Origin of the sequence: Dietzia sp. HMSC21D01, from assembly GCF_001815995.1 — a bacterium.
Classification (GTDB): Bacteria; Actinomycetota; Actinomycetes; order Mycobacteriales; family Mycobacteriaceae; genus Dietzia; species Dietzia cinnamea.
Genome location: NZ_KV823960.1, coordinates 1 through 1,828, shown reverse-complemented (window position 1 = coordinate 1,828; position 1,828 = coordinate 1). Strand labels below are relative to the sequence as shown.

The window sequence follows — 1,828 nt, the reverse complement described above, 5'->3', positions numbered from 1 at the left end:
GAGCGCGAGGTGGCCGCCGGCCGCCACGCCGAGCGCCCGATGATCCTCGTCGCGCAGCCGTGGGTGACCGACCCCGGCCGCATCGCCCCGGACGGCCGGCGGCCACTGTGGACCTACGCCCACGTCCCCGCCTACTCCGGCCGCGACCAGACCGAGCAGGTGCTCGCCGCGCTGGAGGAGGTCGCACCGGGAGTGCGCGACGTCGTACTCGCCACCCACTGCACGCCCGCGGACCGGATGGCCGAACACAACGCCAACAACGCCGGCGGGGACATCGCGGCGGGACGGGTGGACCTGCGGGGTCTGGTCGCGCGCCCGGTGCCGCGGGTCGACCCGTTCGCCACGCCCGTCCCCGGCGTCTGGCACGCCTCGGGCTCCACGCCGCCCGGGCCCGGCGTGCACGGGATGGCCGGCCGGCACGTGGCGGACCGGATCCTCGGCCGCTGACCACCTCGCCGGCGACGTCACCTCGGGCAGGCCTGCCGGGTCACTGATAGGACACGAACCACGGGCGCGGCCGCACGGCCATCGTCTGCTCGGGCGTGAACGTGGGCGTGTCCTCGTCGTAGAAGTTCTTCCAGGCCATCCAGATGTCGGGAGAGAGCCCGCTGCGCAGGACGTCCCACGTCTCCATCTTCAGGCCCGGGGTGCCGTGCCCGTCGGCGTGCAGGGCGATCGCCACCTCCGGGCGGGAGGTGTCTATCCGGTCGCGGTTGCTGATCATGGCCATGCTGAACTGGTGGAGGATGAGCAGCTTCTGCGGTCCCCCGCTGTCGCGGGTCAGGTCCGCCAGCCAGTGGATCACCCGGTTGATCTCCTCGGCGTCCACCGACCCGATCTGCGCGCCCGGCTGCTGGCCCGGCTTCAGTTTCCACTCGGGGTCCAGCGCCAGCCCTACGCCGGGCCTGCGCAGCAGGTCCTCGAAGATCTTCGCCTGGTCGACCATGTCGGCCATCCCCGGCTGCAGGTCGATCACCGCGTAGCCACCGGCGTCGGTGATCGCGTCGACCATCGGGACGAACACCTCCGGCGGCCACTCGTTGGTGAAGTTCCCGTCCGCGCCGGGCCCGCCCGCGGCGACCGTGCCGATGATCTCGAACGCCGGGATCACCGGTTCCGGCGAGAACGGCTGGTATTGGTCGACCAGGGTCTGCACGCGCGCCACGCTCTCGGCGGGCCCCTGCTCGCCGAGGATGCCCAGCGCAGGGGTGATCGGCGACCCGTAGGCCGCGACGAACCGCCGTCCCGGGAACATGAGCTGCCCGCCACCGGGGAGCTCGGGCACCGTCCGGGCGGTCTCGACGCGGTCGTCGAGCTCCTCCTCGGTGCCCCAGCCGGGCCCGAGCGCGTAGACGGCGTCGGCGTCGCGCACGGCCTCGACCGACCCGCCGTCGACCCGGGGATCCGGTGCCCGGAGGTGGGACACCGCCGCACCCGCGGCCACGGCCGTCGCGATCGACGCGACGGGGGTCCGGTCGTGGACGAGCACGCTCGGGGCGTCGTCGCCGTCCCATGCGGGTGCACCCGGCTCGAACGGCTCTGCCGCGCCCTCGCCGCCTCCGGCGGCATCCGCGCCGCCGCCCGCGGCGTTCAGACCGCCGATCGTCATCAGCGCCGGCGCGCCGGGTGACTGGTGGACCGTGACGTCATCGATCCGGTCGCCGGGGACCTCCAGCTCGGAATCGAAGGTAATCCCGGTCAGCTCCTCGAGCCCCGGCCGGTCGGTCGGGGAATCGACCACCTCGCCGTCGTCGTATCCGAACGACACCGCCCCGACCCGGAGCACCCGCTCGGCGCCGAGCCGCGACACCTCGTCGGCCAGGCCCGC

At 73.9% G+C, this 1,828-nt stretch carries 2 protein-coding genes; one reads left to right on the top strand and one right to left on the bottom strand.

Features of this window, described 5'->3' with window-relative positions:
- On the top strand, nucleotides 1–447 hold a 447-nt coding region (locus tag HMPREF3086_RS10910; protein ID WP_371441664.1), incomplete at its 5' end, for a phytoene desaturase family protein.
- Nucleotides 448–487: 40 nt separating this feature from the next.
- On the opposite strand, the gene HMPREF3086_RS10905 is transcribed toward HMPREF3086_RS10910, so the two are convergent.
- Nucleotides 488–1,828, bottom strand: a 1,341-nt coding sequence (locus HMPREF3086_RS10905) for a hypothetical protein (protein WP_070721839.1), incomplete at its 5' end; no start/stop codon positions are given.